At 72.7% G+C, this 26,065-nt stretch carries 20 protein-coding genes and 1 pseudogene; 7 read left to right on the top strand and 14 right to left on the bottom strand.

The features are described 5' to 3' along the window. Nucleotides 1–4 precede the first annotated feature (4 nt). The 8 genes from OG625_RS23480 to rsmI form a co-directional block, all read right to left on the bottom strand. Nucleotides 5–1,345 carry an acyltransferase family protein gene (locus tag OG625_RS23480; RefSeq protein ID WP_329384552.1) on the bottom strand — a complete coding sequence of 447 codons (1,341 nt, stop codon included), beginning with the start codon at nucleotides 1,343–1,345 and terminating at the stop codon, nucleotides 5–7. Nucleotides 1,346–1,534: 189 nt separating this feature from the next. Next, nucleotides 1,535–2,446 carry a 4-(cytidine 5'-diphospho)-2-C-methyl-D-erythritol kinase gene (locus OG625_RS23475; RefSeq protein ID WP_329384550.1) on the bottom strand — a complete coding sequence of 304 codons (912 nt, stop codon included), beginning with the start codon at nucleotides 2,444–2,446 and terminating at the stop codon, nucleotides 1,535–1,537. Next, entirely contained in the window at nucleotides 2,443–3,354 is a 912-nt protein-coding gene (gene rsmA, locus OG625_RS23470; RefSeq protein WP_329384547.1) for a 16S rRNA (adenine(1518)-N(6)/adenine(1519)-N(6))-dimethyltransferase RsmA, read from the bottom strand. The genes OG625_RS23475 and rsmA overlap by 4 nt, the downstream gene beginning before the upstream one ends. Then, nucleotides 3,351–4,904, bottom strand: a complete 1,554-nt coding sequence (locus OG625_RS23465) for a zinc ribbon domain-containing protein (protein ID WP_329384545.1) — start codon at nucleotides 4,902–4,904, stop codon at nucleotides 3,351–3,353. The genes rsmA and OG625_RS23465 overlap by 4 nt, the downstream gene beginning before the upstream one ends. 301 nt (nucleotides 4,905–5,205) lie before the next feature. After that, the gene (locus tag OG625_RS23460) at nucleotides 5,206–6,708 is read right to left on the bottom strand and encodes a ubiquitin-like domain-containing protein (protein WP_443067901.1); all 1,503 of its coding nucleotides are present in this window, start codon (nucleotides 6,706–6,708) and stop codon (nucleotides 5,206–5,208) included. 303 nt (nucleotides 6,709–7,011) lie between these two features. After that, entirely contained in the window at nucleotides 7,012–7,884 is an 873-nt protein-coding gene (locus OG625_RS23455) for a TatD family hydrolase (protein WP_329384539.1), read from the bottom strand. A 10-nt stretch (nucleotides 7,885–7,894) separates the two neighbouring features. Next, on the bottom strand, nucleotides 7,895–8,380 hold the full coding sequence (locus tag OG625_RS23450) for a hypothetical protein (protein WP_443067756.1): 486 nt from the start codon (nucleotides 8,378–8,380) through the stop codon (nucleotides 7,895–7,897). A gap of 159 nt (nucleotides 8,381–8,539) precedes the next feature. Further along, nucleotides 8,540–9,397, bottom strand: a complete 858-nt coding sequence (gene rsmI, locus OG625_RS23445; protein ID WP_329390879.1) for a 16S rRNA (cytidine(1402)-2'-O)-methyltransferase — start codon at nucleotides 9,395–9,397, stop codon at nucleotides 8,540–8,542. 148 nt (nucleotides 9,398–9,545) lie between these two features. Between rsmI and OG625_RS23440 the strand changes: the two genes are divergently transcribed. The 5 genes and pseudogenes from OG625_RS23440 to OG625_RS23420 all read left to right on the top strand — a co-directional run. After that, on the top strand, nucleotides 9,546–11,315 hold the full coding sequence (locus tag OG625_RS23440; RefSeq protein ID WP_443067755.1) for a dolichyl-phosphate-mannose--protein mannosyltransferase: 1,770 nt from the start codon (nucleotides 9,546–9,548) through the stop codon (nucleotides 11,313–11,315). 138 nt (nucleotides 11,316–11,453) lie between these two features. Then, nucleotides 11,454–12,035 carry a dihydrofolate reductase family protein gene (locus OG625_RS23435; RefSeq protein WP_329384536.1) on the top strand — a complete coding sequence of 194 codons (582 nt, stop codon included), beginning with the start codon at nucleotides 11,454–11,456 and terminating at the stop codon, nucleotides 12,033–12,035. A 157-nt stretch (nucleotides 12,036–12,192) separates the two neighbouring features. Continuing rightward, nucleotides 12,193–13,818, top strand: a complete 1,626-nt coding sequence (locus OG625_RS23430; protein ID WP_329384533.1) for a penicillin-binding transpeptidase domain-containing protein — start codon at nucleotides 12,193–12,195, stop codon at nucleotides 13,816–13,818. A gap of 109 nt (nucleotides 13,819–13,927) precedes the next feature. Continuing rightward, nucleotides 13,928–14,404, top strand: coding sequence for a YbaK/EbsC family protein (locus tag OG625_RS23425; protein WP_329384530.1), 477 nt, complete (start codon nucleotides 13,928–13,930; stop codon nucleotides 14,402–14,404). 105 nt (nucleotides 14,405–14,509) lie between these two features. Beyond that, nucleotides 14,510–14,707 (top strand): annotated as a pseudogene (locus OG625_RS23420) (YbaK/EbsC family protein); the annotation flags it as partial. A gap of 202 nt (nucleotides 14,708–14,909) precedes the next feature. On the opposite strand, the gene OG625_RS23415 reads toward OG625_RS23420, so the two are convergent. The 4 genes from OG625_RS23415 to OG625_RS23400 form a co-directional block, all read right to left on the bottom strand. Beyond that, a complete protein-coding gene (locus OG625_RS23415; RefSeq protein ID WP_329384526.1) occupies nucleotides 14,910–16,076 on the bottom strand; it encodes a serine hydrolase domain-containing protein in 1,167 nt (388 codons plus the stop codon). Nucleotides 16,077–16,182: 106 nt separating this feature from the next. Then, on the bottom strand, nucleotides 16,183–16,959 hold the full coding sequence (locus tag OG625_RS23410; RefSeq protein ID WP_443067754.1) for an energy-coupling factor ABC transporter ATP-binding protein: 777 nt from the start codon (nucleotides 16,957–16,959) through the stop codon (nucleotides 16,183–16,185). Nucleotides 16,960–17,071: 112 nt separating this feature from the next. Then, nucleotides 17,072–17,833: a cobalt ECF transporter T component CbiQ gene (cbiQ, locus tag OG625_RS23405; RefSeq protein WP_329384521.1), complete on the bottom strand. Its 762-nt coding sequence runs from the start codon at nucleotides 17,831–17,833 to the stop codon at nucleotides 17,072–17,074. 57 nt (nucleotides 17,834–17,890) lie between these two features. Beyond that, nucleotides 17,891–18,931, bottom strand: a complete 1,041-nt coding sequence (locus OG625_RS23400) for an energy-coupling factor ABC transporter permease (protein WP_329384518.1) — start codon at nucleotides 18,929–18,931, stop codon at nucleotides 17,891–17,893. A gap of 167 nt (nucleotides 18,932–19,098) precedes the next feature. Between OG625_RS23400 and OG625_RS23395 the strand changes: the two genes are divergently transcribed. Next, the gene (locus tag OG625_RS23395; RefSeq protein ID WP_329384515.1) at nucleotides 19,099–19,488 is read left to right on the top strand and encodes an SsgA family sporulation/cell division regulator; all 390 of its coding nucleotides are present in this window, start codon (nucleotides 19,099–19,101) and stop codon (nucleotides 19,486–19,488) included. A gap of 112 nt (nucleotides 19,489–19,600) precedes the next feature. Here the strand turns inward: OG625_RS23395 and OG625_RS23390 are convergent, their stop codons facing one another. Beyond that, nucleotides 19,601–21,802: an MMPL family transporter gene (locus tag OG625_RS23390; RefSeq protein ID WP_329384511.1), complete on the bottom strand. Its 2,202-nt coding sequence runs from the start codon at nucleotides 21,800–21,802 to the stop codon at nucleotides 19,601–19,603. 125 nt (nucleotides 21,803–21,927) lie between these two features. Next, nucleotides 21,928–22,518, bottom strand: a complete 591-nt coding sequence (locus tag OG625_RS23385) for a TetR/AcrR family transcriptional regulator (protein ID WP_329384507.1) — start codon at nucleotides 22,516–22,518, stop codon at nucleotides 21,928–21,930. A 168-nt stretch (nucleotides 22,519–22,686) separates the two neighbouring features. Here OG625_RS23385 and OG625_RS23380 point away from each other — a divergent pair, with 168 nt between their 5' ends. After that, a complete protein-coding gene (locus OG625_RS23380) occupies nucleotides 22,687–25,947 on the top strand; it encodes a S41 family peptidase (RefSeq protein ID WP_329384504.1) in 3,261 nt (1,086 codons plus the stop codon). The last annotated feature ends 118 nt before the right edge of the window (nucleotides 25,948–26,065 follow it).

The following is a 26,065-nucleotide window of genomic DNA, read 5'->3' as shown; positions in this document are numbered from 1 at the left end:
TGGATCAGCCCCTCAGCCTAACGCGCCGGGCGGGGCCGGACCGTTCCACCAGCAGCCGGCCGCCGAGCGCCATCGCGATGGCGGCCGGCGCGGTGACGGGGACGGCGATCAGGGTGGCGCTGTGCCCTTCGAGCAGGCCCCCGAGGCCGGTCATGGAGAGCCCGAGGATGCCGAGGATGCACAGGGTGATGCCGGCGGCGGCGCGCGGGCCGCTTCCCGCGGCCGTCGGGGATGCGGACGGGGCGGACGGGGCCTCGAAGCGGCGGAAGCAGGCGACGAGCAGTGCGGTCAGGGCGGCCGCCAGGAGGATCCGTACGGGCACCTGCGCCCACCAGGCGGCGGTGGCGGGCTCGGGCAGGGCGATCCCGAGGGCGAGCTGGGCTCCGTACACGGCGAGCATCGCGGTGAGGTGCCAGAGGAAGGCGGTCATGGCGATCCCGTTGGCGGCGACGACCCCGCGCCAGACGCGGGGGCGGCGCAGCCAGGCGGTGGCGGGCCGGGCCAGGAGCTGGACGGCGCCGACGAGCCACAGGCCGTGGCAGAGCAGGGCCAGAGTGGGCGGGGCCATGTTGGAGACCTTCTCGCCGGGCATCCCGACCATGGACAGCGGGTACGGCCCGTACGCCACCAGCAGCGCGGCCCCGGCGAGGCCCGCGGCGGCGAGGGCGGCGGGCAGGCGGACCCCGCCGAGCCGGCCGTCGGCGCGGAGGAAGCCGAGCTGGTGGACGGCGAGCCAGACGAAGGCGAAGTTCAGGAACTCCACGTACGGCACGCCGAGCGCGAAGCGCAGTACGTCCACGGCGGCGGCCGCGCCGAACAGCCCGGCGAAGGCGGCCCATCCGTGGCGCCCGTGGAGCTTGAGCAGCGGCGGGGTGAGGGCGACCATCGCGAGGTAGATCCCGATGAACCACAGCGGCTGCGTCACCATCCGCAGCGCGGCCCCGCTCAGCACCCCGTCGCCGCGCCCGGCGAGCTGCACGCCGAGCGCGAGGACGGCCCACACGAGGACGAAGACGAGCGTGGGCCGCAGCAGCCGCTGGAGCCGGGCCCGCAGGAAGGCGGCGTAGACGGGCTGCCCGTCGCCGCGGCGGGCGAGGCTGCGGTACGAGAGCGCGTGCGCGAAGCCGCCGACGAAGAAGAACACCGGCATGATCTGCAGCCCCCAGGTGAGCACCTGGAGGGCGGGCACGAGGGCGAGGAGATTCCCTATGCCGCCGGTGCTGACGGCCGCCATCAGCCAGTGGCCGGCGATGACGGTGCCGAGGGAGGCGACCCGCAGGAGGTCGACGTACCGGTCGCGGGTGGCGGGGGTCGCCTCGGCCATGTCGCGTGCGCTCGCTGTCATGCGCCTACGGTGGCCCGCGGCGCCCCTCCCCCGACAGGGCCCGGGTACTCAACTCCCGCCTGAGTACGGGCGCGGCCCCCTTGCTGGGGCTCCGCCCCAGACCCTCCCCCAGACTCCGTCCGGGGGGAGGGTCTGGGCAGAGCCCAGGGTGCCGCGCAGCGGCATCTTCAGCCCGCGGCCCCCGCAGGGCTACGGCAGGACAGTGGCGCCAGGAGCCGGGGCGGCGGCCACGCGGGTGGTGCGGCAGGTGCCCGAGGCGTCGAGCACGGCGGCCACCTTCAGCGCGGATTCCGGGTCGCGGACCAGGAAGGCCGTCGTCGGCCCCGAGCCCGAGACCAGCGCGGCCAGCGCTCCGGAGTCCAGGCCCGCCGCCAGCGTGTCCGCCAGCTGCGGGCGCAGCGACAGCGCGGCCGGCTGGAGGTCGTTCGCCAGGGTGGCGGCCAGCGTGTCCGGGTCCCCCGAGGCGAGGGCGGAGAGGAGGGCCGGTGAGGCCTCGGGCTCCGGGATCGGCGTGCCCTCGGCGGCGGCCAGGCGGTCGAACTCGCGGAAGACGGCCGGGGTGGACAGCCCTCCGTCGGCCACCGCGAACACCCAGTGGAAGGTTCCCGACGCCACCGGCGTCAGCAGTTCCCCGCGGCCGGTGCCCAGCGCGGCGCCGCCGACCAGGCTGAACGGGACGTCGCTGCCGAGCGCCGCGCAGATGTCGAGCAGTTCGGCGCGCGGGGTGTCCAGCCCCCACAGGGCGTCGCACGCCAGCAGGGCCGCGGCCCCGTCCGCGCTGCCGCCGGCCATGCCGCCCGCCACCGGGATGTTCTTCGCGATGTGGAGGTGGACCGAGGGGGCGATGCCGTGGCGCGCCGCGAGGAGCTCGGCGGCCCGCGCGGCGAGGTTCGTACGGTCCAGCGGCACGTGGTCGGCGTCCGGGCCCTCGCAGCTGACGGTCAGGGAGTCGGCCGGTGTGGCCGTGACCTCGTCGAAGAGGGAGACGGCGAGGAAGACGTTGGCCAGGTCGTGGAAGCCGTCGGGGCGGGCCGCGCCCACCGCCAGCTGGACGTTGACCTTCGCGGGGACGCGCACGGTCACGCTCGTACGGGTGCTCACAGCGCGGGCCTCTCCGCCGCGGGCTTGTGCTCGGCGATCGCGGCGAACTGCTCCACCGTCAGCGATTCCCCGCGCGCCTGCGGGGAGATCCCGGCGGCGACCAGCGCGGCTTCGGCGCCCGCCGCCGAACCGGCCCAGCCGGCCAGCGCGGCGCGCAGCGTCTTGCGGCGCTGGGCGAAGGCGGCGTCGACGACCGCGAACACCTCGGCCTTGGTGGCGGTGGTCTTGATCGGCTCGGTCCGGCGGACCAGCGATACCAGGCCGGAGTCGACGTTCGGCGCGGGCCAGAAGACCTTGCGGCCGATGGAGCCGGCGCGCTTGACGTGCGCGTACCAGTTGGCCTTGACGGAGGGGACCCCGTACACCTTGTTGCCCGGCTCGGCGGCGAGCCGGTCGGCGACCTCCGCCTGCACCATGACCAGGGTCCGCTCGATGCTCGGGAAGCGGTCGAGCATGGTCAGCAGCACCGGCACGGCCACGTTGTACGGCAGGTTCGCGACGAGCGCGGTGGGCGCCGGGCCGGGCAGCTCCGTCACGAGCATGGCGTCGGAGTGGACCAGCGCGAAGCGGTCCTTGCGCCCGGGCATCCGGGCTTCGATGGTGGCGGGCAGCGCGGCCGCGAGGATGTCGTCGATCTCGACGGCGGTGACCCGGTCGGCGGCCTCCAGCAGGGCGAGCGTCAGCGAGCCCAGCCCCGGCCCGACCTCGACGACCACGTCGTCGGGGCGCACCTCGGCGGTGCGCACGATCCGGCGCACCGTGTTGGCGTCGATGACGAAGTTCTGCCCCTTCTGCTTCGTCGGCTTCACGCCGAGTACGGCGGCCAGCTCCCGGATCTCGGCCGGTCCGAGGAGGGCGTCGGAAGGGGTGGCGGGGTTTTCGTTGGGCTGCTGCTCTGCGGTGCTCACCGCGCAAGCGTCTCAGATCGGCAGAGTGATCCTGTGCCAGGCATGGTGTCTGGTCCGAGGATCGGATTCCACAGTGGAGGGCTGGCGTGGGCGTGGAAGTGAAATCCCGCGCCCAGCGCTGACCCTCGTGGCCGGTGCCGGCTGACGGTGGATGTGCTGATCGTCGTCACGTCCTGGTGCCGGTCGGCTGCGCGCGGCAGTCGGGGCCGGTCCGTGTGGGCGTGTCCCTCCGGACGCTTGCCTGCCGGGCCCGGGGGCCTGGCAGGGGAGGGTGTCCGGCGTCGCCTGGGCGTCGGACGTCTGGTCTTGTGCCGGGTGGGTCCGATCTTGGACCTGTCCCGCCGGCTGGTCTGGTGTGCGTGGGGTGTGATGACCGCGCCCGCTTCGAGTGGGTCCACGACGCTGCGGATGGCCATGGCCCCGGTGGTGCGGTCGGTGACGGTCTTGGCCTGGTGGGCAAGTCCGCGGGCCGCGATCCGCTGCCATGCACCGTGATCGCGGTCGCCCTGCCAGTGGCAGGACGGGCAGACGGCCCATTTCCAGCCCGGTGCGGTTGGCCGGTCTGGGGCCTTGCGGTGCGATAGCGGGGTGAGGCACCGCGGGCAGTGCTTGGATGTGTTGTGGGCCGGGACACTGACGACGGCTGTGCCCGTCTCGGCGGCCATGTGCCGCATGCGATCGACGATCTGCCCGCGTACCTGCTGAGAGAGGCGCGTGTTCATGGTGCGGCCCATCCCACGGGCCTCCAGAGAGCGCAGGTCCTCAACATAGATGACGCTTGCCCCGGCGGCGATTGCCTGATCGACGGCCCATCGGGCGGCGGCACAGGCCAGAGTGTCATTGAGGTTCGAGCGGCGTGCGCAGACTCGGCTGATCTCGTCGCTCAAGACAGTTCGTTTGCCGGCCAGCGCGTGCTGCTCGTCCCCTGCACTCAGCCTCTGGTAGTGGTCGACCTTGGCGTTCAAGTACTCGGACAGTCGGCGCAGCCGGTGCTGCTTCGCAAGGACACCGGCGGCCCGGAACATGCCACCGGCCCCGAGGGCGGTGATCCTCCCGTCCTCGTTCAGCCGCGCTGCTCCGGCGCAAAGCAGGGTGTTCAGGCCCCAGTCCACGCCGAGCGCGACCACGTGCCCGCTACGAACGGCTTTCGGCACAGCCTGGGTGTAGGCGAGATCGACGCGGACCCCACCTCCGCGTGGGCGGATCGTGGGCAAGTGCAGCACCGCACCCGCAGGGATCGTCGGCGGCAGGGAGACCGAGCAGGCCACCCATGTCCAGTCCGTGTACGAGCGCGGATCCGGCCGGGTGGGGAGCTGCAGGCGTAGCAGCGCGCGGCGCGGCTCATGCGCCCGCTCGATGGTGGCCTGTTGCCTATCACACGCCGACAACAGCAGCATCCGAGCTGCCCTGGGCGCGCTCTCCACCTCAAACACATCGACAGGCATCCGGTCGTGCCGGCCGGCGAACACGGCGATCTGGCGGGTACGGGCCTTGATGACGCTCGAAGGCAGATGCCGTCCGTCCGGCCGGCAGCTTCCGCCCACCTGCATCCTCCCCGGAGGCGAGGGCAGCCACGTCAAGGACGTTCCAGTGCGCAGCCAACAGCTCAGCGACCATGCCGGAAACGAGATCGGCTGCCCAGCCAACACGCTCCGCCAGCATGGAGACCGTCAGTCGTTCACCGCTCTCCTCGTCCACGCCCCTTCGCAGCAGGCCACGGGCGCAAGCGGTCCAGCTCGCCTGGCCCTCCACGAGCGGCACCTTCCGACTCACACCCCTCGACGCCGATGCTGTCATCCGATCAACGACACCCGGCAGGAAAGGTCACGCGTTCGATCCACGAACCCATTTCTATGTGAGCCTGCGGCCGCAGTGCGGCCAGGGACTCGCCCCCCGCTGCACGTAGAGCTTCTTCGCCCGGTACGTCTGTTCCGCGGCGGGTGCGTCCTGGGGGCGGCCGCTGCCGCCGAGGCCCTGCCAGGTGCGGACGTCGAACTGGTAGAGGCCGCCGTACGTGCCCGAGGGGTCGGTGGCGGTGGGGCGGCCGCCGGACTCGCACTGGGCGAGGGCGGACCAGTCGAGGCCGTCGGCGCCGGAGACGGAGGTGGGCAGCGGCTTCGTGCCGACCTTGACGAGCTGGGTGACGGGCTCGCGGACGATCTCCTCGGTGACGCGGCGGGGCTTCTGCCGGACCCCGTTGACGGTGCGCAGGCTGTACGTGACCCTGCGCGCGCCGGGCCGGCCGGCGCGTTCGACGACTTCGGTGCCGGTGAAGAGGGAGGGGTCCTCGGTCTTCTCGACGGCGTACGCGATGCGCTCCTCGCGGACCTCGCGGGTGCCGGTGATGCGGAGGACGGTGACGGTCTGGCCGTCTCGCGGGTAGGAGTCCGCGGGTACGGAGGTGTTGTCCTGGCCGTGCAGGGTGATGCCGGCCTGGTCGAGGGCTTCCCGGACGGTGGCGGCGTTGGTGCGGATGGTGCGTTCGCCGCCGTCGGCGAGGAAGGTGACGCTGCGTTCGGTGCGGACGCTGAGGGCGAGGCCCGCGCGGGGGACGGGGGCGGTGCGGGGGGCCGAGAGGTAGGCGCCCTCGGCGCGGATGCCGAGCTGGCGCAGGGCGCCTTCGACGGTGCGGGCGGTGGTCCACACCTGGCGCTGCTGTCCGTCGAGGGTCAGGCGCAGGGGGCGGCCGTAGCGGACGACGACCTGTTCCCCGTCGTCGAGGGGTTCGCCGGGGGCGGGGGCGACGAGGTCGTGGGGGCCGACGCCGAGGCCTTCGGCTGCCAGCAGTTCGGTGACGTCGTCGGCGAAGGTGTGGAGGTCCCTGGGGACGCCGTCCACGGTGAGCCGGACGGTCTTGTCGGCGGCGACGAACGCGGTGGTGCCGCCGGCGAGGAAGGCGACGACGAGGGCCTGCGGCACGATCCGCCGCCAGTTCCCTCCCGGGGCGGGTGAGGGGACGGCCGGGGCCCGGCGGCGGCCGCTGCCGGGGCCGGCCGGGGCCGGGAGAATGGCGGGCCCCCCGCCGCGGCGGCGCCCGGGTCCCGGCGGGGCGGCCGGAGCCGCCTCGGCCACCGCGCCGCGCCGTCGGCCGGGGCCCGGCGGGGCGGCGGGGCCCGGCGTCTCGGCCGGAGTGCCGCGCCGGCGGCCGGGTCCGGGCGGGGCGGGGGCGGTGGCCACGGCGCTGCCCGCGGGGCCCCGGCGGCGGCCGGTGCCCGTTCCGGTGGGCGGGGACGCGGGGGTCGTCGTATCGGCGGTCGCGCCGCGGCGGCGTCCCGGGCCCGCCGGGTCGGGGTCGGGCAGGGTTTCCTCGGCACCGGGGCCGCGGGCGCGGCGCCGTGAGGGGCGCTCCTCCATGCCGCGCGGGGCGGGGACGCCGGGCCCGGGCTCGCCGGGGGCGTCGCCCGCACCGGCAGGCCAGGCCGGGAGGGTGGGTTCGTACGCCCCCGGCAGGGAACGGCCACGGCGGTGACTGCCCTGGGTATCGCTCACGACGCTCGCTCCACTGGTGGTCGGCACCCGCTGGTTCGGGCACGGCACCTTAGCGGAGGAGTCGTCACACTCCAAAGTCGTACGACTACTCAGGGTGTCCAGGTGTTCGGGGGGCGGGCCCGGGGAGGCCGGGCGTTCGGCAGGGCGCCGGCAGGGCGTCGGCAGCGCTCAGTAGGCGAAGGCGCGGGCCGTGTTGGCCGCCAGGGCCGTGGCCATCGCGTCCTCGTCGATGCCGCGTACGGCGGCCATGGCGCGGACCGTCAGCGGAATGAGGTACGGCGCGTTGGGCCGTCCGCGGTAGGGCGCCGGGGTCAGGTAGGGGGCGTCGGTCTCGACGAGGACCAGCTCCAGCGGGGCCACGGCGAGGGCCTCGCGCAGCGGGGCCGCGTTCTTGAAGGTGACGGTCCCGGCGAAGGACATGTAGTACCCGGCGGCGGCGCACTCGCGGGCCATGTCGGCGTCCCCGGAGTAGCAGTGGAAGACCGTGCGCTCCGGGGCGCCCTCCTCGCGCAGGACGCGCAGGACGTCGGCGTGGGCCTCGCGGTCGTGGATGACGAGGGCCTTGCCGGTGCGCTTGGCGATCTCGATGTGGGCGCGGAAGGAGCGCTCCTGCGCGGCCATCCCCTCCGCGCCGGTGCGGAAGTAGTCGAGGCCGGTCTCGCCGACCGCCTTGACGTGGTCGAGGCGGGCCAGCGCCTCGATCTCCGCGAGCGCCTCGTCGAGGGCGGCGTCGCCGCCGCCCGCCCGCGCGCCCTGCCGGGACCATCCGTCGGGGTCCCCGTGGACGATGCGGGGGGCTTCGTTCGGGTGCAGGGCCACGGCCGCGTGGACGTTCTCGTACGCGGCCGCGGTCTCGGCGGCCCACCGGGAGCCCTTCACGTCGCAGCCGACCTGGACGACGGTGGTCACGCCCACGGAGGCGGCCTTCGCGAGGCCCTCCTCGACGGTGCCGGACTGCATGTCCAGGTGGGTGTGCGAGTCCGCCACCGCCACCCGGAGGGGTTCGGGCAGCGGCGGCGGTGCGTCCTTGGAAGAGCTCATACGGCCGATCTTATGACCGGCGGAAGATCCCCATCAGCCGGGAGAGCGGGCCCCGGTCCGCGTCGTCCACGGCCACGGGTCCCGGGCCTTCGTGCGCCTTGTGGGTCCGGGGTACGTTCGCCCCCGCTGGCACGGGCCCGGCGATCCCCGGGGCGATGCGGTGGTGGTAGAGCCGGTCGATCGTGCCGAGCACCGAGGAGACCTGGCCGGCCCGCATGATCCGTACGACGTGACCGCCGCAGTTCAGGCAGGTCGGGTTCGACAGGGGGGAGGGCACCCGCTCTCCCTTGACCGTGTACATGATGAACGGCTCGCCCTTGCCATCCACGTGGTGTTCTATCTCGTACCCCTGCTCCCAGCCGTAACCGCACTTCATGCATGCGAAGGAGTACGCCTCGTGCACGATCTGCACCGGCGGGGTGGGAACGTCGTGGGGTGCGGCGGGTGCGGTGGCGGGTCCCGCCACGGGTACCGGGGTATCAGCGATCTCACTCATGCGAGCTCCTCTTGTCCACTGGTGCCATTGCCAGTGGACGCCTCTTCGGGCGGGAGCGCATCAGGCCCTGTCTAGTGTTGGACGGTCCTTGGGCGACTCATGCCCAAAGCGCCCGGTGCGCGGTCTGAGCTTTGCCTTTCAGGTTAGCCCTTTACCGACTTACGGCACCTTTTGTGCCGCATTCTTTGCCGCGACGACCGCGTCGAACACCTCGCGCTTGGGTACTCCGGCCTCGGCCGCGACCGCCGCGATGGCCTCCTTGCGGCGCTCCCCCGCCTCCTCGCGCACCCGGACCCGGCGCACGAGCTCCTCGGCGTCCACGTCTCCGGGCCCGGCCGCCGGGGCCCCTTCGACCACGACGGTGATCTCCCCGCGCACTCCCTCGGCCGCCCAGGCCGCCAGCTCGCCGAGGCCGCCGCGCTTGACCTCCTCGTAGGTCTTCGTCAGCTCGCGGCACACGGCGGCCCGCCGGTCGGCGCCGAAGACCTCGGCCATCGCGGCCAGGGTGTCGTCGAGCCGGTGCGGGGCCTCGAAGTAGACGAGCGTGCGGCGCTCGCCCTCGACCTCGCGCAGCCGGCCCAGGCGCTCGCCCGCCTTGCGCGGCAGGAAGCCCTCGAAGCAGAACCGGTCCACGGGCAGCCCGGACAGGGCGAGCGCGGTGAGGACGGCGGAGGGCCCGGGGACGGCGGTGACCTTGATGTCCTTCTCCACGGCGGCGGCGACGAGCCGGTAGCCGGGGTCGGAGACGGAGGGCATGCCGGCGTCGGTCACCAGCAGCACGCGCTTGCCGTCCTCCAGGGCCTGGACCAGCTCCGGGGTGCGCGCGGTCTCGTTCCCCTCGAAGTACGAGACGACGCGCCCGGTGGTGTGCACGCCGAGCCCCTGGGTCAGCCGGCGCAGCCGCCGGGTGTCCTCGGCGGCGACGACGTCGGCCCGCTCCAGCTCGGCCGCGAGCCGCGGCGGGGCGTCCGCGAGGTCGCCGATGGGCGTCCCGGCTAGCACGAGCGTGCCCGGCAGGCCCGCCGCGGAGGCCGTCGTGGAGGAGGGTTCGGAGCGGAGAGGCTGGTCAGTCGTCACCCGCCCATCCTCTCAGTCCCGTGGCCCGCCGCCCCCCGGTCCCGGGGTGCACACGGATCTCTTCCCCTCTCTTCCCTACGATGTGCCGGTGACCAGTACCGCGACGCCGCCGCCCAGCCCCGCGGGGGCCCCTCCCACCCCGCCGTCGGGGTGGGCCGAAGAGCAGCCCACCTGGCTGCGCCGCCTGCGCGGCTTCGGCTACGCGCCGCCGGCCGGAGCGTCCGCGCGCACGGACGTCCGGGGCCGCCTGGTGCCCCCGTACGCACAGCCGTCCCCACAGCTGTGGATGACCTTCGGGCTGCCGCCCGAGGTGTGGGGGACGTGGAACCGGATCCTGGCGTGGGCGGGGCCGCTGCTGGTGGCGCTGGTCGCGGGGGTGCTGCGGTTCGTGAACCTGGGCAGTCCGAAGGCGGTGATATTCGACGAGACGTACTACGCCAAGGACGCCTGGGCCACGGTCAAGCAGGGCTACGAGGCGAGCTGGCCCAAGGACATCGACAAGTCGATCCTCGCCAACCCCGACGGGATCGCCCTCCCGCTGGACCCCGGCTACGTGGTGCACCCGCCCGTCGGCAAGTGGGTCATCGGGCTCGGCGAGCTGATGCACGGCTTCACCCCCTTCGGCTGGCGGTTCATGACGGCCCTGCTCGGCACCCTGTCGGTGCTGATGCTGTGCCGGATCGGGCGCCGCCTGTTCCGCTCCACCTTCCTGGGCTGCCTGGCGGGCGCGCTGCTGGCGGTGGACGGCCTGCACCTGGTGATGAGCCGCACCGCGCTGCTCGACCTGGTGCTGATGTTCTTCGTGCTGGCCGCCTTCGGGGCGCTGCTGATCGACCGGGACGGGGCGCGGGCCCGGCTCGCGGCCGCGCTCCCGGTGGACGAGGAGGGCCGTACCCGGCCCGACATGAAGATCGCCGAGACGCTGCGGCTGGGCTGGCGCCCGTACCGGATCCTGGCGGGCGTCTGCCTGGGCCTGGCCGCCGGCACGAAGTGGAACGGCTTCATCGCCCTGGCCTTCTTCGGCGTCCTCACCGTGCTGTGGGACGCGGCCGCGCGCCGCACGGCGGGCGCGGGGCGCCCGTACGCGTCGATGCTGCGCCGTGACGCCCTGCCGGCCTTCGTGTCCACCGTCCCGGTCGCGATCGTCACGTACGTCGCCTCCTGGTCGGGGTGGATCTTCAGCCCGGACAACGGCAAGGGCGGGTACCTGCGCGACTGGGCGGCCAAGTACGACCAGAACAGCTCGCTGTCGTTCCTCCCGGAGTGGCTGCGGAGCCTGTGGCACTACGAGACCGAGGTCTACAAGTTCCACGTCAACCTGCACGACGGGCACACCTACGACTCCAACCCGTGGAGCTGGCTGGTCCTGGGCCGGCCCGTCTCGTACTTCTACGAGTCCCCCGCGCCCGGCACCGACGGCTGCCCGGCGACCGAGGCGGGCAAGTGCGCCCGCGAGGTCCTGGCCCTGGGCACCCCGCTGCTGTGGTGGGCGGGCTGCTTCGCGCTGCTGTACGTGCTCTGGCGGTGGTTCTTCCGCCGCGACTGGCGGGCGGGCGCGATCGCGTGCGCGCTGGGCGCGGGTCTGCTGCCCTGGTTCAACTACCAGGAGCGGACGATCTTCTACTTCTACGCGGTGGTCTTCGTCCCGTACCTGTGCCTGGCGGTGGCGATGATGATCGGCGCCCTGCTGGGCCCGGCCGGTTCGAACGAGCGCAGACGGGCGCTGGGGGCGATCGGGGCGGGGGTCCTGGTCCTGCTGATCGTGTGGAACTTCATCTACTTCTGGCCCATCTACACCGGCCAGACCCTCCCGATGGACTCCTGGCGCAACCGCATGTGGCTGGACACCTGGGTCTAGCAGCGCAAACGACGGGCCCGGCACCTGATGGTGCCGGGCCCGCTGTGGTTGTTGCGTGGCTCGGTTCGACGGTGGCGTGACTTTCGTTCCGATGCGGTTCGGGATGATTTGGGGCACCCCAAAGCAGAGGAGAGCCCCGTGGGCAAGGTGGTCATGTACAGCTCGGTGTCGGTGGACGGGTTCGTCGCGGACGAGGATGACCAGCCCGGACCGTTGTTCGACTGGTTGTCCAACGGTGACGTCCCGTTGGACGAGAGCGGCGAGCTGAAGGTGTCGCAGACGTCCTACGACTACACCCGGCCGTACTGGGACCGGATCGGAGTCACGATCGTCGGCCGCCACGTCTTCGACCTGACGGACGGCTGGGACGGGAAGCCGCCGGGCGGGATCGGCCACGTGGTCGTCGTGACGCACCGGCCGGAGCCCGGGGGCTGGGACCCCGAGGCGCCGTTTCACTTCGTCGACGGCGTCGAGGCAGCCGTGGCCAAGGCGCGGGAACTTGCGGGTGACCGCATGGTCGAGGTCGCCGCCGGCGACGTCGGTGGCCAGGTGCTTGCCGCGGGCCTGATCGACGAGGTGCGCATGGACGTCGTACCCGTCGTGTTCGGGTCCGGCAAGCGCTACTTCGGGTCGGTCCACGCGCAGCACCTGTTGGAGGATCCTGACGTGGTGATTCAGGGCAACCGGGTGCTTCACGTGCGCTATCGGGTGCGCCGTTGACCGACCTGAGCCCTCCTGCCACATGCCCGCGGTTTTCGGCCATCGAGGTTCCGTTCCGGTAACAAGAGCGAACGCGAACCGCGACGCGACGTAAGGTCCACACCAAGGGTTCCTTGAACACGTTCAGGGAACTGTGGCTCCTGGGGAGGGGACTCAAGTGAACGGGGCAGCCAAGGGCGCCATAGTCGGCGGGGTGTTCCTCGCACTCGTCGGCGGCGCCGGGTACGGGGTGTACGCGCTGGTCGGAGACGCCGGAGAGGACGGGGGCGGCGCAACCTCCACCCAGTCGGGGAAGGGCAGCGGGCCGGTCACCGAGAAGGAGACCGTGGCCACCGCAAAGGCCTTCCTCGCCGCGTGGGCCGCAGGGGACGAGCGTGCGGCCGCCGACCTGACGAACAACGCGCAGGCCGCGCAGGCCGCCGTCGGCGATTTCAAGACCAAGTCGTACGTGTCGAAGGCCGTGATCACCCCCGGCACCTACAACGGCACGAGCATGCCCTTCAAGGTCGAGGCGGAGATCACGTACGAGGGCGTCACCAAACCCCTCGCCTACGAGTCGACGCTCACCGTGGTGCGCGGGCTGACCAGCGGAAAGCCGCTGGTCGACTGGAAGCCCTCGGTGATCCACCCGCAGCTCCAGAAGGACGAGAAGCTGCGCGCGGGCTCCCCCGCGACCCCGCCGGTCAAGGCGCTCGACCGCAACGGCAAGGAGCTGACGGCCGAGCAGTACCCCTCGCTGCGCGCCATCCTGGACGACCTGCGCAAGACGTACGGGGAGAAGGCGGGCGGCACGAAGGGCTCGGAGGTCTGGATCGAGCCGGCCGCCCAGGACGCGCCCAAGCGGACCCTGCTGACGCTGGCCGAGGGCAAGCCGGGGGAGATCCAGACCGTACTGGACGCCGATGTGCAGGCGGCGGCGGAGAAGGCGGTGGCCAGGCACGCCGAGTCCTCGGTGGTGGCGATCAAGCCGAGCACGGGCGAGATCCTGGCCGTGGCCAACCACCGCAAGGACGGTTTCAACGCGGCGATGAAGGGGGCCCGCGCCCCGGGCTCGACGATGAAGATCGTGACGGCCGCCATGCTGATCGAGAAGGGCCTGGTGTCGGCGGACAAGCCGGCGGCGTGCCCGGCGACCGCCACGTGGGAGGGGAAGCCCTTCCACAACCTGAAGAACTTCAAGACGGAGGGCGAGACCTTCGCGTCGAGCTTCGCCAAGTCCTGCAACACCGCCTTCATCAGCCTGATCGACGACGTGAAGGACAACAGCGCGCTCCCCCGGGAGGCCAAGGAGGTCTTTGGCATCGGGCTGGACTGGAAGACCGGGATCGTCTCGGTGGACGGGTCCGTTCCGGAGGTCTCGGGGGCGGGCGCGGCCGCCGCGTACATCGGCCAGGGCACGATCACCATGAACCCGCTGAACGTCGCCTCGATCACGGCCACCGCCCGGACCGGGGTGTTCCGGCAGCCGGTGATCGTGAAGGCCTCGCTGGACGGACGCACCCTCGCCACCGCCTCGCGCCCCTTGAAGCCGGGGGTGTCGGCGCAGCTGGTGAAGATGATGAAGCTGACGGCGACCAGCGGCACCGGCAGCGCGGCGATGGCCTCGGTCGGCGGCGCGGACAAGGGCGCGAAGACCGGCTCGGCCGAGGTCGACGGTGCGGGCAGCCCGGACAGCTGGTTCACCGGCTTCAACGGGGACGTGGCCGCGGCGGCGATGGTCGAGGCCGGCGGCCACGGCGGCGAGACGGCGGGCCCGATCGTGGCGGAAGTCCTCTCCTCCTGACGCGGTGGCCCTCCGGGCAGGGCGGGATCGTGGCGGGCGGGGACGACGCGGGCGTGGCGTGGGGGAAACCTCCTCGACCCGCCGCGACGCGCGGCGTTAGCGTCCCGGTATGACGACCACCGCGCATCCCCTGTTCGCCGAGGCCCTCGCCGGCCTGGGTATCGACCTCACCGTCCGGAGCTTCCCCGAGGGGACCCGTACGGCCGCCGACGCGGCCGCCGCGATCGGCTGCGAGCTCAGCCAGATCGTCAAGTCGCTGATCTTCGCCGCGGACGGGGTCCCGGTGCTGGTCCTCATGGACGGCGCTTCCCGGGTCGACGTGGACGCCGTACGCCGCGAGCTCGGCGCCGGGAAGGTGACCCGGGCGGACGCCACCGTCGTCCGGGAAACCACCGGCTACGCCATCGGCGGGGTCCCGCCCTTCGGCCACCGCACCCGCACCCGGGTACTGGCCGACCGGTCCCTCCTCGCCCACACGGAGGTATGGGCAGCGGCCGGCACCCCGAACACCGTCTTCCCGATGGCCCCCGCCGAGCTCATCGCCCACGCGTGCGCCACCCTCGCCGACGTACGCGAAACCGGCTGAGCGCACCGCCCCACCCACCACCGACGGACGGAGTCCGGCGCAGCGGCGCGAAGCCGGTAAGGCCCGCCAGGGCCGAACCGCGCGAGCGGCGCGTCAAGAGCGGCAACCACCGGCTACGCCATCGGCGGGGTCCCGCCCTTCGGCCACCGCACCCGCACCCGGGTACTGGCCGACCGGTCCCTCCTCGCCCACACGGAGGTATGGGCAGCGGCCGGCACCCCGAACACCGTCTTCCCGATGGCCCCCGCCGAGCTCATCGCCCACGCGTGCGCCACCCTCGCCGACGTACGCGAGCAAGGCTGAGCCGCGTCCGCCGCCTCGGCCCGGTGCCCGCCGGACCGGACGGGGCCGGGTGTGCGTCGGGGCGTCCCCGCAGGGCGTCGAACGCAACCGCCGCCCGGCCCACCGACCCCTCGCCACGTTCGACGCCCGAGGAGACGCCCCGGCGCGCGCCCGGACCCGGCCGGGCCCGCACCCACACCGCCCCGAGCCGAAACCACCGCCCCTAGCCCGCCGACAGAGCCGTCTTCAGGGCGCGTACCAGCGCCTGCGCTCGCGGGTCGGCCGTCACCGACTTGGCCAGCGCGTTCGTCACGTAGCCGAAGCCGATCCCCGCCTCCGGGTCCGCGAACGCCAGTGAGCCGCCGCGGCCCGGGTGCCCGAAGGAGGCCGGCGAGAGCAGCGGGGAGGCCGGGCCGTGCAGCATGTAGCCGGGGCCGAAGCGGGTGTTGACGACGAGCACCCGGTCGGGGCCCGCCGAGAGTTCCCGGCCGGCGAGCGCGGTGGTCTCCGGGGTGAAGACGCGGGCGCCGTCCTCGACCACCCCGATGGTGGCCCCGTAGAAGCGGGCCAGGCCGCGGGCCGTGCCGATGCCCGCGGAGGCGGGGAGCTCGGCGGCCCGGTAGGCGGGGTCGTTCTCGTCGGGCAGCGGGTCGATGGCCGCGAAGGCGCGGCGGGTGAGCGAGGCGGGGTCGGCGTAGGCCTCGGAAACGTTTCGCCTCGGCCGGGTCTTCAGCATGCCCGCGCTCTCGGGCGGGTCGACCGGGGCCACCCGGCCCACCCGGTGGGCCTCGGCCTCCGGAAGGCCTATCCAGAAGTCCACGCCCAGCGGCTCGGCCATCTCCTCGGCCAGGAGCGAGCCCAACGTGCGCCCGGTGACCCGCAGCACCAGCTCGGACAGCAGCCAGCTGTAGGTCTGCGCGTGGTAGCCGTGCTCGGTGCCGGGCTCCCAGAAGGGCCGCTGCGCGGCGACCGCGCGCGCCCCGGTCACCCCGTCGGCGGCCTCGGCGGCGGTCAGCCCCCGGTCCAGCGCCGGGACGCCCGCGCGGTGCGCGAGCACGTCGCGGACCAGGATCTTCTCCTTGCCGCCCGTCTTGAACTCCGGCCAGTACGAGGCCACGGGCGCGGCCAGGTCCAGCAGCCCGCGCTGGTGCAGCAGCAGCGGCACGGCGGCGGCCACGCCCTTGGTGGCGGAGCGCACGATCTGCGCGGTGTCCGCGGTCCAGGGGTCCGTACCGTCGGCGTCCTTCGTGCCGCCCCACAGGTCGACGACCTTGCGGCCGTCCCGGTAGACGGCCACCGCCGCGCCCCGATCACCGAGCACCTCGAAGTTGCGTACGAAGGCGTCGCGGACGGGCTCGAAGCCCTCCGCCACCGTCCCGTGGACATCCACGTCTTACTCCCAGCACCTGCCACGACGCCCCGTCGGCGCCTACGACAGGATGCAACGCCCACCGGACGGCCCTGCTTCCCGGGCCCCGGAACAGCGGCCCGCCCGCTCAGTGCGAGGGGCGCGTCAACAGCGGCGTGCGCGGGTCGAAGCCGAAGGGCAGCTCCAGCCTGTGCGCCCGCATCAGGTCCTCGTCGCACAGCAGGTCCTGCGTACGGCCGTCGCCGGCGATGACCCCCTCGCTGAGGATCACCGAGCGCGGGCACAGTTCCAGTGCGTACGGCAGGTCGTGGGTGACCATCAGCACGGTCACGTCGAGCGAGCGCAGGATGTCGGCGAGCTCGCGGCGCGAGGCCGGGTCGAGGTTGGAGGAGGGCTCGTCGAGGACGAGGATCTCCGGCCGCATGGCCAAGACCGTGGCGACGGCCACCCGGCGGCGCTGCCCGAAGGACAGGTGGTGCGGCGGCCGGTCGGCGAACTCCGCCATGCCGACCTGCTCCAGCGCCCCCCGTACCCGCTCCTCCAGCTCGGCGCCGCGCATCCCGGCCGCGGCCGGCCCGAAGGCCACGTCCTCGCGCACGGTCGGCATGAACAGCTGGTCGTCGGGGTCCTGGAAGACGATCCCGACCCGGCGGCGGATCTCGGCGAAGTTCCGCTTCTCCACCGGGAGCCCGGCCACGGTCACGGTGCCGACCCCGCCGCCCAGGATCCCGTTGAGGTGCAGGACGAGGGTGGTCTTGCCGGCGCCGTTGGGGCCGAGCAGGGCGACCCGTTCGCCGTGCCCGACGCTCAGGTCCACGCCGAAGAGGGCCTGGTGGCCGTCGGGGTAGGCGTAGGCGAGGCCGGAGACCTCCAGTGAGGCCGGCTTCAAGTCGTCCATCTGCATCTCCTAACGGTGCTGATTCCACTACGATGGGTTACCTGCGACAGCAGCGGTCAGGGCTTGGCCGTCGTGAGCCTTTTCGGAGGCGAGTGAGAAGCCGCCTCAGGCGGAGGAGTCACCCCAACAGACAGACGGCCAGTACGGCCAGTGCTGTCACAGGGAGCGCGGAGGCGCGCGCCCACTCTGTGGGCGTTGCCGCGACTTCGTCGATCACCGGCATCGAGCCGGCGTAGCCGCGGCTGACCATCGCGAGGTAGACCCGCTCGCCGCGCTCGTAGGAGCGGATGAACAGGGCGCCGGCGGTCTTCGCCAGCACTCCCCAGTGCCGGATGCCGCGGGCCTCGAAACCGCGCGAGCGGCGGGCGATGGACATCCGGCGCAGCTCGTCGCCGATCACGTCGCCGTAGCGGATCATGAAGGAGGCGATCTGGACGAGGAGCGGGGGCAGCTTCAGCCTCTGCAGGCCGAGCAGCAGCGCCCGCAGTTCCGTCGTCGAGGCGAGCAGGACGGAGGCGGCGACGCCGAGCGTGCCCTTGGCCAGGACGTTCCATGCGCCCCACAGCCCCGAGACGCTCAGGGACATGCCGAGGACCTCCACCCGCTCGCCCTGCGCGACGAAGGGCATGAGGACGGCGAAGGCGACGAAGGGGATCTCGATCAGCATCCTGCGCAGCAGGAAGCCGGCCGGGATGCGGGCCACGGCCGCGGCCGCCGCGATGAGGACGGCGTACGCCCCGAAGGCCCACACCGCCTCGCGCGGTGTGGAGACGACGACCAGGACGAAGGCGAAGGTCGCGGCGAGCTTGCAGTGCGGCGGCAGGGCGTGGACGGGCGTGTGCGCGTGCCGGTAGAGCTTGTGCGCGTGGCCCGCGCCCATCAGACGGCGCCCATCAGACGGCGCCCGAACGGATGGCGCCCGAACGAACGGCGCCCATCAGACCGCGACCGAGGGCTCGGCCGTCCGGCGGCGGCGCACGACCCAGAAGATCCCGGTGCCGACGGCGACGGTCGCGCCGACGCCGAGGGCGCCCGCGAGGCCGCCGGAGAGGCGGGCGTCGGTGACGTCCTTGACGGCGTAGTCGGCGAGCGGGGAGTCCTTCGCGGCGTGCTCCTCCACCGTGGCGTCGATGCCCTGGTCGGCGGCGACCTTCTCCAGGCCGTCGGGGCTCGCGGAGGCGTAGAAGGAGACGAAGCCGGCGAGGACGAGGGCGGTGACCAGGCCGGTGATCCACACCTTCGCGGTGGAGCGGGCGGCGGCGGGCGCGGCCGCGGGCGCGGCGGCCGGCGCGTCGACCAGTTCGCCGCCGACGCGCAGCTTCAGCGGGGCGGTCAGCTCGCGCGCCCCGTGCACCAGGTCGGGGCGTACGGCGATGACGGCGCCCACGGTCGCCACGGTGATGGCGGCCTCGCCGAGGCCGATGAGGACGTGCACGCCGACCATGGCGGTGAGCACCTTGCCGATGGCGACGTCGGCGGTGCCGCCGACGGCGTACAGGGCGGTGAAGGCGGCGGCCGAGGCGGGCACCGAGAGCAGGGCTCCGGTGAAGGCGGCGACGGTCACGGAGCGGCGACCGGCCGGCAGCACCTTGAGCAGTCCGCGGAAGACGGCGTAGGCGACGACGACGGTGACGACGCCCATCACGGTGATGTTCACGCCGAGGGCGGTCAGGCCGCCGTCGGCGAAGAGGATGCCCTGCATGAGGAGGACCACGGACACGCACAGCACGCCGGTATAGGGGCCGACGAGTATCGCGGCGAGCGCCCCGCCCAGCAGGTGGCCGCTGGTGCCGGCGGCGACGGGGAAGTTCAGCATCTGCACGGCGAAGATGAAGGCGGCGACGAGGCCGGCGAGCGGCGCGGTGCGCTCGTCGAGCTCCCGGCGCGCGCCGCGCAGGCTCACGGCGACGGCTGCGGCGGCTGCCACTCCGGCGGCCACCGACACGGGTGCGTTGATGAATCCGTCGGGCACGTGCATGGAGGGCTCCGCTTTCTCGCAGTCTGCAACCGTCCAAGAATAGTGCCCACCTGCAAACCGTTGGCAATAGCACCTTCGTCACAATTGAATCCGTGCGGTTCGGTCGGAATGTGCGAGGCTGGACGGAACAAACGGACTCATTTGCTCCGATTCGAGGAGTGCTGTCGATGTCAGCCACCGCCGAGAATCCCGCCGCGACCGCCACCCCCACCGCCGTCGAGGAGCGCGTCATCGCGCGCGTGATCAGCGACGATCCGCTCTACCGGAAGATTCCGGTGGCCCTGCGCTTCGCCGCCTCCGAGCCGCTGGCCGTACGCATCGTCTTCCCAGCCGACGTGTCCCCCGAGGGCACGGACAACGAGTGGGTTTTCCCCCGCGCCCTGCTGGAGGCCGGCCTCCAGGCGCCGACGGGGACCGGAGACGTACGCGTCTGGCCCTGCGGCCGCGTCCAGGCGGTCGTCGAGTTCCACTCCCCCGATGGCGTAGCGGTGGTGCAGTTCGACATCGCGGCCCTGCGCCGCTTCCTGCGCCGTACGTACGCCCCGGCCGGCGTGTAAGGGCGCCGGCGTTTCGCGCACGGAACAGGCTCCCCCAGCTACCGCTGGGAGGTACCCCCAGGCCCCGTACCCCCCGATCGGGGGTACGGGGCCGGGCCGTTCGCATGCGGGGTCAGGCGTTGACCAGCTCGCGGTTCTTGTCCGGGCCCTCGGGCCCGTCCTCGGAGTCGGCGAGGTGCTTGCGCAGGCTCTCGCCCTCGACGTCGACGTTCGGCAGCAGCTTGTCGAGCCACGCGGGCAGCCACCAGGCCTTGTGGCCGAGCAGGGCCAGCACCGCCGGGACGATGGCCATGCGGACCACGAAGGCGTCGAAGAAGACCGCGACGGCCAGGCCGAAGCCGATCATCTTGACCATCTGGTCACTGGCCCCCATGAAGCCCGCGAACACCGCGATCATGATGACGGCCGCGGCCACGACCACCCGGGCGCTGTACTGGAAGCCGGTCACCACGGCCTGGCCCGGGCGCTCGCCGTGGACGTACGCCTCCCGCATCCGGGTGACGAGGAAGACCTCGTAGTCCATGGCCAGTCCGAAGACCACGCCCACCATGAAGATCGGCATCATCGACATGATCGGACCGGTCTGCTCCACCCCGAAGATCGAGCCGAGCCAGCCCCACTGGAAGACCGCGACGACCGCGCCGAGGGCGGCGACGACCGAGAGCAGGAAGCCGAGGGCCGCCTTGAGCGGGACCAGGATCGAGCGGAACACCAGCATCAGCAGCAGGAAGGCGAGACCGACGACGAGCGCCAGGTAGGGCAGCAGCGCGTCGTTCATCTTCTGCGAGAAGTCGATGTTCATCGCGGTGGCGCCGCTGACGAGGACGTCGTCCCCGTTGGCTTCGCGGATCTCGTGGACCAGGTTCTCGGTCTCGACCGAGGACGGGCGGTCCTTGGGGATCACGTTGATGATCGCCGCGTTGCCGGCCTCGTTGAGCATCGGCGGGGTGACCGCGGCCACCCCGTCCAGGCCCTTGATCCGGTCGACGGTCTGGTCGGCGAGCTCCTTGCCGCCGTCCACGACCACCATCAGCGGGCCGTTGAAGCCGGGGCCGAAGCCGTCGGACAGCAGGTCGTACGCCTTGCGCTGGGTGGTGGAGACCGGCTGGGCGCCGTCGTCGGGCAGGCCCATCTCCAGCTTGCCGGCGGGGATCGCGATGACGCCGAGACCGATCACACCGGCCAGCAGGACCATGACCGGGCGGCGCAGGACGAAGCGGGCCCAGCGGGTGCCGCCGTTGGCCTTGGGCTTGGCGTCGGCGGGCTTGCCCTTGCCGAACAGCTTGCTCTTCTCGCCCGCCGGCAGGACCTTCTTGCCCGCGAAGCCGAGGATGGCCGGGACCAGCGTCAGGGCGACGAGCACCGCGATGACCACCGTGCCGGCGGCCGCGACGCCCATCTTGGTCAGCATCGGGATGTTGACGACGGCCAGGCCCACGAGGGCGATGACCACGGTCAGACCGGCGAAGACGACGGCGGAGCCGGCGGTTCCGGCGGCGCGGCCCGCGGCTTCGTCGCGCTCACGGCCCTCGGCGAGCTCCGCGCGGTAGCGGGAGACGATGAAGAGGGCGTAGTCGATGCCGACCGCGAGGCCGATCATCATCGCGAGGGTGGAGGTGGTGTTGCCCAGGTCCAGCACGTTGGCGAGGGCGGTGATGGAGGAGACGCCGATGCCCACGCCGATCAGCGCGGTCAGCAGCGGCAGACCGGCCGCGATCAGCGAGCCGAAGGTGATGACGAGGACGATCGCGGCGACCATGATGCCGATGATCTCGCCGGAGCCGGTCTCGGGCGCCGCCATCAGCGCGTCACCGCCGATCTCGACGGTGAGCCCCTGCTCCTGGGCCAGTGCGCCGGAGTCCTTCAGCGCCTCGCGGGTGGCATCGGTCAGCTCCATGCCGCTGACCTTGTACTTGGCGCTGATGTAGGCGGTGGAACCGTCCTGGCTCACGGCCTGCGCCTGGTACGGGTCGGTGACCGAGGAGATCTGGTCCTCGCCCGGACCGGACTTGAGGTCTTCGACGATCTTCTCGACCTCGACCTTGGGGCCGGCGTCGGTGACCTTCGCGCCCTCCGGCGCCTTGATGACGATGCGGGCGGTGGCGCCGTCGGCGGCCATGCCCGGGAAGCGCTGGTCCAGCAGGTCGAAGGCCTTCTGGGCCTCCGTGCCGGGTATCGAGAACGAGCCGGAGGTGGGCGCCGAGGCCGAGGCCGCGCCGAAGACGGCGAGGACCAGCAGCGCCACCCATGCGAGGGCGACGAAGCGTCGTTGCCGGAAGGCGCCGCGGCCGAGCCGGTAGAGGAAGGTAGCCACGAGGGTGGTTCTCCCGTTCAGGTCGTGGGATGGAAAGGGCAGGAAAAGCCGGCCCGACGACGAGAGCGGCGTGTCAGGAGCAGCGAGAAGCGTCGAGCGGTGGGGACGGGTCGAGACGGGGAGGATCAGACGCCGAGGGCGGGGAAGACCACGGCGTCGATGAAGTCACCGAGGAAGGTCCGGTCCACCGAACGGTCCTCGATCAGCGGGAGCGCGATGAACGCCCCGATGAGCATGTGCGGTACGAAGTCGAGGGCGGGGCAGTCCGGGCGGATCTCGCCCCGGTCCACCGCGCGCCGCAGCATCGTCTGGAGACCGTTGATCTCCGGGTCGACGAGCAGGTCGCGCAACGCCTTGTGGAGCTCCGGGCTCTCGTGGACGGCATGGGCCAGACCCCGCATCAGTGCGGTGTCCTTGGCCATCTGCGCGTCGTCGGAGTGCTCCACCATGCGCGCGAAGTCTCCGCGCAGGCTGCCCGTGTCGATTTCCCGCAGCGAGACGGGCTGCGTACATCGCAGGGCCTTGGCGACCAGTTCCGGCTTGCTCCCCCACTGGCGGTAGAGGGTGGCCTTGCTGGACTTCGTACGGGCGGCGATCGCGTCCATGGTCAGCGCCTCGTAGCCGACGTCACGCAGGAGGTCGAGGACCGCCTCGTGCAGCTCGGCCTGCCGTTCGGGGGTGATCCGGCTGCGCCGTGACACATTCGCCTCGGTCATCCCGGGCCTCCCATCCGAACGCACTGCCCATCGAAACGAAACCATTCCGTACTCATAAGACGATACCCCCGGCTCCAGCGAAACGAAACCGTTCCGTTTCGCTTGTCGGAGTGGCATGGATCACCTGTACGAGTTGCCAGGCCTCCCTGGCGCGGAAAGCATTAGGGGGTGAGTCACGACGTCGCGTACCTCCGGTTCCCGCACCTGCACGACGACCTGCTGTGCTTCGCCACCGAAGACGATCTTTGGGTGGCCCCCTTGGTTCCCCCTGGAGATCCGGTCGGCCGGGCCTGGCGCCTGACCGTCGACCGGACCAGGGTCAGCCACCCCCGCTTCTCCCCCGACGGCAGCCACATCGCCTACACCACCTGGCGCAGCCTCGACCCAGAGATCCACCTCGCCCCCGTGCACGGCGGTCCGGTCCGCCGACTCAGCCACTGGGGCGCCACCGACACCCGCGTCTGTGGCTGGGACCCGGACGGCAACGTCCTCGCGGTCTCCTCGCACGGCCAGCCGTTCTCCTACTACTCCTGGGCCTACAAAGTGCCCACGGACGGCAGCCCCGGCGGGCGCCTGCCCTGGGGGCCCGTCTCCGACATCCAGGTCGCCGACATCGACGGCGAGCACCGCACCCTGCTCCTCACCGGCAAGCCCCCGCACGAGCCCGCCGCCTGGAAGCGCTACCGGGGCGGCGCCACCGGCCGGCTGTGGCTGCACGGCGAGCGGCTGCTGGAGGACATCGACGGGCACCTCGACGCCCCCATGTTCGTGGGCGGCCGCATCGCCTTCCTCTCCGACCACGAGGGCGTCGGCAACCTCTACTCCTGCCTCCCCGACGGCACCGGCCTGCGCCGCCACACCGACCACGAGGAGTTCTACGCACGGCACGCCTCCAGCGACGGCCGCCGGATCGTCTACCAGTGCGCCGGGGACATCTGGCTCGTCGACTCCCTCGACCCGGACGCCGTCCCCCGCAAGCTCGACGTCCGCCTCGGCGGCCCGCGCGCCGGGCGGCGCACCTACCAGGTCCCGGCCGCCAGCCACGTCGACTCCCTCTCCGTCGACGCCACCGGGCGGGCCAGCGCCGTCGTGGTGCGCGGCAGCCTGTACTGGCTGACCCACCGCGACGGGCCGGCCCGGACCATCGCCGACACCCCGGGCGTACGGGTACGGCTGCCCGAGATGCTCGGCTCCGGCGGCCAGGTGGCCTACGTGACGGACGCCGAGGGCGAGGACGCGATCGAGATCGCCTACCTCCCCCGGGCCTCCGGGGACCGGGAGCCGCGCCGGCTGGCCTCCGGCGAGCTGGGCCGCGTACTGGAGCTGCTGTCCGACCCGGACGGGGAGCGGCTCGCGATCGCCTCCAACGACGGGCGGCTGCTGCTCATCGACGCGTCCGAGGAGTCTGGGGGAGGGGAGGTCACCGAGCTCATCCGGTCCATCAACGGGCCCGTCACCGACCTGGCGTTCTCCCCCGACGGGGCCTGGCTGACCTGGTCGCACCCCGGCATCGGGCGCTCGCTGCGGCAGATCAAGATGGCCCGGATCGCCGGGCCCGGGCCGCGCGTCATCGTGGACGTCACCAACGGCCGCTTCGAGGACGAGAACCCGGTCTTCACCCGGGACGGCCGCTACCTGGCCTTCCTGTCCTGGCGCGGCTTCGACCCGGTCTACGACGTGCACACCGGCGACCTCTCCTTCCCGCTGGGCTGCCGCCCCTACCTGGTGCCGCTGTCCTCGGCCACCCCCTCCCCCTTCGCGCTCTCCGCCGAGGGCCGGCCCGCCGCGGGCGGACTCGACCCGGCGGAGGGCGACACCGGCGACGGCACGGTGACCGTGGAGGTGGAGGGGCTGGAGAGCCGGGTCACCCCCTTCCCGGTGACCGCCTCCAAGTACTCGGCCCTGTACCCGGTGAGCGGCGGCGGGCTGGTCTGGCTGCGCTGGCCGATCTCGGGCGCCCTCGGCGAGACCTTCGCCAACCCGAACGACATCAGCGGCAAGCCGACGCTGGAGCACTTCGACCTCACCAAGGCCCGCAAGACGGAACTGGCCTCCGGGCTGGACTGGTTCGCGGTCAGCGGCGACGGCACCCGGCTCGTCGTCAACGACGACGGCGACCTGCGCGCCGTCCCCGCGACCGAGTCCGGCGACAGCGACTCGACCGTCTACCTCGACCTGCGGCGCATCCTGCACGAGGTGGACCCGGCGGCCGAGTGGCGCCAGGCCTTCGAGGAGGCCGGGCGGATCATCCGCGCGTACTTCTGGGAGCCGAAGATGTGCGGCATCGACTGGGACGGGGTGCTGCGCCAGTACCGCTCCCTGGTCGAACGGGTCGCCTCCCCCGACGAGTTCGCCGACCTGCTGCGCGAGGTCCTGGGCGAACTCGGCACCTCGCACGCGTACGTCTCGCCCGCGCGCCGCAACGAAGGCCCCCCGCACTACCAGCGGGCCATCGGGCTGCTCGGCGCCAACCTCGTCCACCGGGACGGGGCGTGGGTGGTCAGCCGGATCCTGCCCGGCGAGTCCTCCGACTCCAAGGCCCGCTCCCCCCTGGCGGGCACCGGAATCCGGGAGGGCGCGGTGCTCACCCACGTCGACGGCCGGCCCGTGGACCCGGTCGCCGGGCCGTACCCGCTGCTGTCGGCCGCGGGCGGCACCACCGTCGAGCTGACCTTCACCCCAGCCGAGGGCGAGGGCCGGGCCCGCCGGGTCGCGATCGTGCCGCTGATCGACGAACGGCCGCTGCGCTACCAGGACTGGGTGGCCAAGCGGCGCGCGGTGGTCCGCGAGATCAGCGGCGGCCGGTGCGGCTACCTGCACATCCCCGACATGGGCGGCTCGGGCTGGGCACAGTTCAACCGCGACCTGCGCATGGAGATGTCCCGGCCCGCACTGATCGTCGACGTACGCGGCAACGCGGGCGGGCACATCAGCGAGCTGGTGGTGGAGAAGCTGACCCGCTCGATCCTCGGCTGGGACCTGACGCGCAACGCGCAGCCGGTGTCGTACGCCTCCAACGCGCCCCGCGGCCCGATCGTGGCGCTCGCCGACGAGGCGACCTCCTCGGACGGGGACATGATCACCGCGGCCTTCAAGCTGCTGGGGCTGGGCCCGGTGGTCGGCCAGCGCACCTGGGGCGGGGTGGTCGGCATGACCGGGCGGCACACACTCGGCGACGGCACGGTGATCACGGTGCCGATGAACGCCGCGTGGTTCCCGGAGTACGGCTGGTCGGTGGAGAACCACGGCGTGGAACCGGACCTGGCGATCCTGCGCACCCCGCTCGACTGGGCCGAGGGCCGGCACGCCCAGCTCGACGACGCCGTGCACCTGGCACTGGAACTGCTCGAACAGGACCCGGCCGCGGTGCCCCCCGGCTACACGGACGTCCCGGACCGCCGCCGCCCGAAGCTGCCGCCGCGGCCGTAGGCAAGGGGCCGTAACACGGGGCATGCGAAAGGGGCGCGATCCGCTGGGGGCCCCTCCCAGCGGTAGCTGGGGGAGGTGCGGATCGCGCCCCTCGGCGCTGTGTGCGGTGCGGGCCTGG

It is taken from the genome of Streptomyces sp. NBC_01351, assembly GCF_036237315.1.
Lineage (GTDB): Bacteria > Actinomycetota > Actinomycetes > Streptomycetales > Streptomycetaceae > Streptomyces.
This window is presented reverse-complemented; position numbering and strand designations above follow the sequence as displayed.